We start from the raw sequence: 8,392 nt of genomic DNA, 5'->3' as shown, positions 1-8,392 counted from the left end.
GGTTCATTGTCATCTCAATGGGAACATACAATACTTGTTACTCAAACAGGTTATGGGATATTAACTTAATCATCATTATACAAATAATAATTTACAATGAGAGTCTACATTAAATATGGTTGACTCTCATTTTTATTTTTTGATAATTTATAGTAATATAGTGACCTAGACTACTCTACTTTCACTATATATGTGAATTCATCTAAGGGGCAAGACTCTTTTTTCCAACTTTTATAATAAGAAAAGAGTATTTTACATTCTCCACAATTCAGACCTTTAAATTTCCATAGAATCTGCTTGGTTCCTCCTATAATATTAGGTTTATTAAAATCGAATATTCTTTTTTCTTCCAATAATATAATAGAAGGATCAGACGTGGTGTAGTACCAACAATATCCAGTTGCTGGAGATTCAGTAAGCTCAATAATCATTTGCTCATGTATAGGGATAATATTTATTAGATCATGGCCCAAAACTATAGCGTTTAACTTAAAATTTTTATATTCGTAAGTCAAGTAAGTACCCCCCTTAATCACTACTTGCGTAGATTTATTAATAAAATAATATGAACTTTATAAATATAGTATTATTGTTTCTATATATATTTATGCATTTAACAATAGTATCCTAAATACCATTTTAGTAGGAAAATTTAACAGTGTATATAAAAAAATAAGATTACATATTTTATTGGTATATTATGCATAGTATAGACTAAATAAAAATGAGAAAAGATAGATATATAAAATAAATTATGTTGTTAGCAGTGTGGAATAAAATGGTGTATAATTAACATAATAAAGTAATTCTAATAGTGAAATATTAAGAGTATGGCATACTTGTCATATCCATATCATATTTGTAATTAGTTATGCCAAAAGAATTATGTTCATTTAATGATTTTCATTCATATAATATGAAATGCACTTAAATTTAAAAGTTCACACAAGATAAAACACTTAATAAGATGTTTATGTTTTCAAAGAAAGTATTAGGAGGAGAAAAATGATATTTAAAATTGGCAGTATATATCACGGATTTAAGTTAATTGAAGAAAAAAATATAGAAGAGTTAAATTCAATAACAAGAGTATTTGAACATGTGAAAAGTGGAGCTAGATTACTTCATATAGAAAATGATGATGATAATAAGGTTTTTTCTATAGGATTTAGAACACCACCTAAAAATAATAATGGACTTCCACATATATTAGAACATTCAGTGCTTTGTGGTTCTAGAAAGTTTCCTACAAAGGAGCCTTTTGTTGAATTAATAAAAGGGTCTTTAAATACATTTCTAAATGCTATGACTTTTTCTGATAAAACAATATATCCTTTAGCGAGTAAAAATGAAAAAGATTTTATTAATCTTATGGATGTGTATTTGGATGCTGTTTTTTATCCGAATTTATACTCTAAGCCAGAAATATTAATGCAAGAAGGTTGGCATTATGAATTAGAAAACAAGGAAGATAAACTAACATACAAAGGTGTAGTTTACAATGAAATGAAAGGGGTATTTTCATCTCCGGAAGGATCCCTTATGCGTAAGATTCAGGAATCTTTATTCCCAGACACCTCTTACGGCGTAGAGTCAGGAGGAGATCCAGAATTTATACCAGATTTAACTCAAAAAGAATTTACAGAGTTTCATAAAAAATACTATCATCCATCAAATAGTTATATATTTTTATATGGAGATGGAAACATTGATGAGCAGTTACAATTCATAAGTGAGAAATATTTAAATAATTTCGATAAAATCCAGATTGAATCAGCAATTAAACTACAAAAACCATTTAGTAAAATGAAAGAAGTCAAGATGGATTATCCTATTTCTTGTGATGATGATGAAAAAGGAAAAACATTTTTAAGCTTGAATTTTGTATCAGGAGATAACGTTAGTCATCCAGAAATGCATTTAGCTCTTGAAATTTTAGAATATTTGTTATTAGAAAGTGCTGCAGCGCCTTTAAAGAAAGCACTTGTGGATGCAGAGATTGGTAAAGATGTATTTGGAAGTTTTGATAATAGTATATTACAGCCTGTGTTTAGTATAGTAGTAAAAAATTCTAATGAAAGTGAAAAAGAAAAATTCAAAGAGGTTGTATTTACAACTTTAAAGAATTTAGTTAAAAATGGAATAGATAAGAAACTAATAGAGGCATGTATAAATATTACTGAATTTAAGTTACGTGAAGCTGATTTAGGAGGTTTTCCAAAAGGTCTATTCTATTATATAACTAGTATGGATAGTTGGCTTTATGACAAGGATCCTACTATGCATTTAGAATATGAAAGTTATTTAAGTAAAATAAAATTAGCACTAACAACAAATTATTTTGAAGAACTTATAGAGAAGTATCTTATTAATAATAACCATAGTTCCATGGTTATTTTGAATGGTAAAAAAGGCCTTGCAGAGCAGAAAGCTAAGCTAACAGAAGAAAAATTAAAAAAATACAAAGAAGGTCTCTCAGAAAAACAAATACAAGCAATTGTTAAGAGTACAAAGGATCTTAAGGAAAGGCAAATGACACCAGACTCCGTGGAAGTTCTTGAAACTATTCCTTTACTTGAACTCTCAGATATTGAAAAAACGGTAGAACATTTACCTTTAGAAGTAAAAGATGAGGAGGGAGTAAAAGTTTTATCTCACAATATTTTTACTAATAAAATTGCTTATATAGATATATTATTTGATGCTAAAAAAGTAGATTTAGAGTTAATACCTTATGTAACATTATTATCAACTATTTTAGGAAGAGTAAGTACACAAAATACCAATTATTCTGATTTATCTAATGAGGTAAATATTCATACAGGGGGTATTCATTTTACTACAGATGTATATGGTGAAAATGAAAATTTTGAAAAATATAATCCTAAGTTAGTATTAAAATCTAAAGCATTAATTTCTAGTATTCCTAAATTATTTGATATTATTGCAGAAATAATTAGTCTTACTAAATTTAATGAAAAGAAACGTTTGAAGGAGTTAATTCAACAATTAAAATCAAGGTATGAAATGAAAATTCTTGATAGGGGACATATGGTAGCAGCTGGAAGACTTACTTCTTATTTTTCTCCAGCCGCAGCTTATATAGAAAAAACAACAGGAATAACATTTTATAAATTTTTAAATGAAATTGAAACAGATTTTGATAATAAAGCAGATGAAATTATAAAAAATTTAAATAAGGTTTCAAAACTTATATTCAATAAAAATAATATTATTGTAAGTGTAACAGGGGAAAAAGATATATATACATCATTTGCCCGCGAATTACCAAAAGTTATAAATATCTTAGAAACTGAAAAATTAACAGATACAAAATATGATTTTGATTTAAGCAAAGATAATGAGGGGTTACTTACTTCGTCAGATGTTCAATATGTAGCTAAAGGTTATAACTTCATTAAGAAGGGTTATTCTTATTCTGGTAAGATGCTAGTACTTAAGACTATAGCGAGTCTTGACTACTTATGGAACAGAGTTCGTGTACAAGGTGGAGCCTATGGTGGATTTGCCAATATAGCTAGAAGCGGTAACATAGTGTTTGTATCTTATAGGGATCCAAATATCAAAGAAACTTTAACAGCATATGATGGAATATGTGAGTATATACAAAACTTTGAAGCATCCGATAGGGAAATGACTAAATATATTATAGGTACAATTAGTGATCTCGATTCACCATTAACACCTTCTATGAAGGGTGAACGTGCTACTGCATATTATATAAGAGGTATCACGCAGGAGCAAAGACAGAAGGAACGAGAAGAAGTATTAAATACAAATGCTGATGATATTAAGTCATTTAAAACATTGCTTTCTGATATTATAAAAGAAGATTGTTTCTGTGTACTCGGAAATGAAACGAAAATTAAAGATAATAAAGACATATTCACAAACTTAGTAAATGTATTTAAATAAGGTGCCTTTTGGCACCTTTTTTTTCAAAGAAATGGTGCTGACAACGTGGCAAGTGGCATCTTTTCTTAAAAGGAGGGTATGAATGGCTATTAAAGCACTTTTCACATCTAACTACGGAGGAGAGAAAAGGAAAGATGTAGAAGCTTTTGGATATGATATAAAGGTTATTTCAGAGGAAAACTTGACGTATAGTGAAGAACTTGAAGATATTGAAGTTTTAGTTTGTTATGACCCGTTTAAGACTCTTGATATAAGGAAAATGAAAAAATTAAAGTGGATTCAATTATCTAGCATTGGCATTGATCAATTGCCAGTTGAGTATGTTAAAAGTACTTCTATTATAATTACAAACAACAAAGGTGGATATAGTATTCCAATGGGGGAGTGGATTGTGTTAAAAACCCTTGAGATGCTAAAGAATAGTAAAAAATTGTATAAGAACCAAGAAAGCAAAAAATGGAAAATGGATACAAGTATTCTTGAACTATATGGTAAAACTATAGGATTTATAGGTACGGGCACAATAGCTACTGAAGCGGCTAAGAGATTTTGTGGCTTTGGGGTAACTATCATAGGTGTAAATACAAGTGGTCATGATGCTGAGTATTTTGATAAATGTTATGACATGGGTTCACTTCGTGAAATGATAAATTTATGTGATATTGTTGTAGTAACCGTTCCATATACTAAATCCACATATCATTTAATCAATGCGGAGATATTTAATTCAATGAAAAATGGAACTTTCTTTATAAATGTAGCTAGAGGAAATATTGTAGATGAGGCATGTCTGATAAAAAACTTAAAAAATGGTAAACTAGCTGGTGCTGCTATAGATGTATATGAAGAAGAACCATTAAAAGAAAATAGTGAGCTTTGGGAATTAGATAATATTATATTAACATCTCATAATTCATGGATTTCCCAGATGAGAAATGAGCGAAGGTTTGAGACTATATATGAAAATATGAAAAGATATATAATTAGTGATAAGTTGGTAAATGTTGTAGATTTAAAAAAAGGATATTAAATTATAAAAATATTTAGATGTCACCTGCTATTTGGGTGACACCTATAGGAGGAGAAATTATGAAAGCGGAAATACTAGCGGTGGGTTCAGAAATATTACTAGGAGATATAGTAAATACAAATGCTCAATATATTGCTAAGAGATTGGCAGATCTCGGAATAGCAGTGTACCATCAGTCAGTAGTTGGAGATAATCCACAAAGACTTTTAGAGGCATATATATTAGCGTTTAGTAGAGCTGATTTAGTTATAACTACTGGTGGTCTTGGACCTACAAAAGATGATTTAACTAAGGAGGTAGCTTTTGAGTATTTTGGTAAGAAAAGTGTAGTTCATGAAGCTTCTTTAAAAATCATCGAGGATTATTTTAAAAAGACCGATAGAGTAATGGTAGAAAGTAATAAGAAACAGGCATATTTTCCGGTAGATGCGGTAATACTTCCGAACAATAATGGTACAGCACCGGGATGCATAATAGAAGAAAACAAAAAGATTGTTGCACTTTTACCTGGACCACCCTTTGAAATGAAACCTATGTTTGAGGAAAGTGTGGTTCCATATCTTAGAAAATTTGAGCAAGGGGTATTAGTTTCAAAGGTGCTAAGAGTTATCGGAGTGGGTGAGAGTAGCGCTGCAGAAATGATAGAAGATATATTGGACACACAAACGAACCCAACTGTTGCCCCTTATGCTAAAGAAGGAGAAGTAACATTTAGAATTACATCAAAGGCTAATAGTTATGATGAAGGCATAAAACTTATGGAGCCTATGGAAGCTAAAATACGTAGTAGACTTGGTAATGATAACATTTATGGTGAGGGTGATGTAACTTTAGAAAGTGTACTTTGTGAAATGTTAGTTAATAAAAAGTTAACAATAGCAACAGCTGAGTCTTGTACAGGAGGAATGGTTGCATCAACACTTATAAATTATCCAGGGATATCGTCGGTGTTTATGGAGGGAGCAGTAACTTATACTAATGATGCTAAAATTAATAGATTAGGAGTTAAAAAAGAAACTTTAGATAAGTATGGTGCAGTAAGTAGTGAAGTTGCAGCAGAAATGGCCAGTGGAATAGCAAAGACAGCAGGTACTAGCATCGGACTTTCAACAACAGGTATTGCGGGACCAGGTGGTGGAAGTGAGAAGAAACCGGTAGGGCTTGTATATGTAGGATTATATATTAATGGTGAAGTTAAAACTAAGATGCTTAAATTGTCAGGTGATAGGGGGAAGGTTCGCGCGAGAGCGACTAAGCAACTACTAGACTTGCTTAGGAGAGAATTATTATAACATAATTGATTTATATTATTGTAAGGGCAAAATTTAGTTCATTTATATAAGATAGATAAAAAAATAGGTCTAGACATAAAAAAACAGGTATATATACCTGTTTTTTTATGTCTAAATTATGATTGCATCCAATATATGTTATTTTATTAATATATAAATTATTTAGTAACGGGTGGAACAAAAACTCTTGTTGCTAGTTCATTATCTAACATATAGATACTTGTTGGATCATCATTAATTCGTCCAAGTCTTTTTATAAGACCGTTAAAAGTAGCTTCTTCTTCCACTTGCTCATCAATAAACCATTTAAGTAAGCTTATAGTTGCATGTTCTCTTTCATCTGTTGCAATGTCAGTAAGGGCATAAATTTTACTTGTTACAATTTTCTCGTGTGCATATGCAATTTTAAAAGAATCAAGTAGAGATTTGTAATCATTTTGAGGATTAGGCATCCCTTCTAGAGTTACACGCCCATTCATCTCATTTATATAATTATAAAATTTCATAGCATGGAATTTTTCCTCTTCAGCTTGTACTTTGAAAAAATTAGAAAATCCATCGAAATCCTCAGCAGCGGCAATAAGCAGCCATAGCTAAATAAAGGTGTGCAGAGTAAAATTCAAAATTCATTTGTTTGTTTAGTTCAGTGAATAATCTTTCGCTTATCATAATAATCCTCCTAATAGTTTAAGGGTAGTACGATACAATGATCATACCCTTAGAAATGTTGATTAGTAATAGTGAATTTTTTTGCTTGAACGGGAATAATCATTTTTAATTAATTATAGATATTATATAATATCTATATTATACACCATATATTTTAGTTTAAGCAATATTTATATAATATATAGTAATAATTTAAGGTAATAATTTTTCCAAATCTATAATTCCTGCACCTTGCATATATTTTGGAAAATTTATTAGATTTGAAGAAACCTTTAGTAATGCCAATGTATCTTTGAAACTTAAATCCTTATTGTTTTCATAGAGAAGAGCACATATACCGCATACAAAGGCAGCAGAGCATGAAGTCCCAGTGTAAGTGGTATATAAGTTAGTAATGCCACAAGGATAAAGTTTTATACTGTTTTTTTCAGATATAAATTCTGTGTCAGATATCAATGAACAAATATCAACGCAGGCAGCAATTAAATTTGGTTTATCAAGTTTATGGAAAGGGCCACATGATGAATACTCATATATGATAGGAGACCCTATGCTACTGTATCCACCTACAGTTATACAGTTATCAAGGGTAGCGATACCACGTATTGAACTCTTAACACTTTTATTGCTGCCACTGGGAACTATAACAACAAGACCTTTTAATACTGCTAAATCGAAAAGTTTAGAGAATAAAGAAAGCACAAATTCATTAGTTTCTAGGGTTTCAAAAGGAAGACAAATAATTTTAATATTGAAATCGTTACTTTCATTAATAAGAGTTTCAAGTGAAAATAGAATATCAGATATAAACCCTTTACCAAGCTTATTGAATGCCTTAATAGAATAAAGATGGCTATTTTTTGCAACCCCTTTGTACATACCCTTTGAGCCATAACCACTACCACAAATAAGTCCACTCATAAAGGTGCCATGACCATTATCATCATAAGGATAGTTTAAATTATTTACTACGTCTATAAACTTCTTAATCTTATTATTAGGATTTAACAAGTCGCAATGTGGATATACACCGCTATCAATTATTCCAATACCAATACCATTTCCTGTTAAGTCATAATTGCTTTGAAATGATATACCGTTAGAAGCCAGTATACTACTGCCACATAAATGTGCATAAGAATCAAAAGTTATATATGTTACCTGTGGATATTCGATCATCCTATCTATAACACTTGGGGTTAAAATAGCACAAATACAATTTATAGAGGTAATATGGCGTATAATATCACATTTCAATGATTTTATTTTATTAATTGTTTTATTTTCAAGAGATTTATAATGTATTATTACTCTATAGTTGTCATATAGATGATTTAATAAAGCGTGTTTAAGCGAAGGATCCAATTTACTTTTGAAGGAAAACATGTATGCCTCCTAATATATTGTTTCATTTAGTTAATTGCATAACCTTGTAGTCAAGTGACTTCAAGGCTTTACAATTATA

Annotated in this window: 5 protein-coding genes and 1 pseudogene; 3 read left to right on the top strand and 3 right to left on the bottom strand. The window is 30.0% G+C overall.

Annotated features, from left to right (window positions below; translation table 11 throughout):
- Window positions 1–170: 170 nt before the first annotated feature.
- Window positions 171–515 carry a protease inhibitor I42 family protein gene (locus tag Q0649_RS09035; protein WP_298840517.1) on the bottom strand — a complete coding sequence of 115 codons (345 nt, stop codon included), beginning with the start codon at window positions 513–515 and terminating at the stop codon, window positions 171–173.
- Between the two features lie 490 nt (window positions 516–1,005).
- On the opposite strand from Q0649_RS09035, the gene Q0649_RS09030 reads away from it, so the two are divergent.
- The 3 genes from Q0649_RS09030 to Q0649_RS09020 all read left to right on the top strand — a co-directional run bounded on the left by Q0649_RS09030 (window position 1,006) and on the right by Q0649_RS09020 (window position 6,258).
- Window positions 1,006–3,936: an insulinase family protein gene (locus tag Q0649_RS09030; protein ID WP_298840513.1), complete on the top strand. Its 2,931-nt coding sequence runs from the start codon at window positions 1,006–1,008 to the stop codon at window positions 3,934–3,936.
- A gap of 82 nt (window positions 3,937–4,018) precedes the next feature.
- Entirely contained in the window at window positions 4,019–4,966 is a 948-nt protein-coding gene (locus tag Q0649_RS09025) for a phosphoglycerate dehydrogenase (RefSeq protein WP_298840510.1), read from the top strand.
- A gap of 59 nt (window positions 4,967–5,025) precedes the next feature.
- Window positions 5,026–6,258, top strand: coding sequence for a competence/damage-inducible protein A (locus Q0649_RS09020; RefSeq protein WP_298840507.1), 1,233 nt, complete (start codon window positions 5,026–5,028; stop codon window positions 6,256–6,258).
- 158 nt (window positions 6,259–6,416) lie between these two features.
- On the opposite strand, the pseudogene Q0649_RS09015 reads toward Q0649_RS09020, so the two are convergent.
- Window positions 6,417–6,927, bottom strand: a pseudogene (locus tag Q0649_RS09015) (ferritin).
- A gap of 192 nt (window positions 6,928–7,119) precedes the next feature.
- On the bottom strand, window positions 7,120–8,313 hold the full coding sequence (locus tag Q0649_RS09010) for a S8 family serine peptidase (protein ID WP_298840505.1): 1,194 nt from the start codon (window positions 8,311–8,313) through the stop codon (window positions 7,120–7,122).
- Window positions 8,314–8,392 lie beyond the last annotated feature (79 nt).

The organism is uncultured Clostridium sp., assembly GCF_937920395.1.
Classification (GTDB): Bacteria; Bacillota; Clostridia; order Clostridiales; family Clostridiaceae; genus Clostridium_AD.
Note: the sequence above shows the minus strand (reverse complement) of the source record. Positions and strands in the feature narration are given on the sequence as shown.

Coding starts and splice junctions, on each gene's coding strand:
- Q0649_RS09030 (WP_298840513.1), top strand. CDS start 1,006: ATGATATTTAAAATTGGCAGTATATATCACGGATTTAAGTTAATTGAA.
- Q0649_RS09025 (WP_298840510.1), top strand. CDS start 4,019: ATGGCTATTAAAGCACTTTTCACATCTAACTACGGAGGAGAGAAAAGG.
- Q0649_RS09020 (WP_298840507.1), top strand. CDS start 5,026: ATGAAAGCGGAAATACTAGCGGTGGGTTCAGAAATATTACTAGGAGAT.
- Q0649_RS09010 (WP_298840505.1), bottom strand. CDS start 8,313: ATGTTTTCCTTCAAAAGTAAATTGGATCCTTCGCTTAAACACGCTTTA.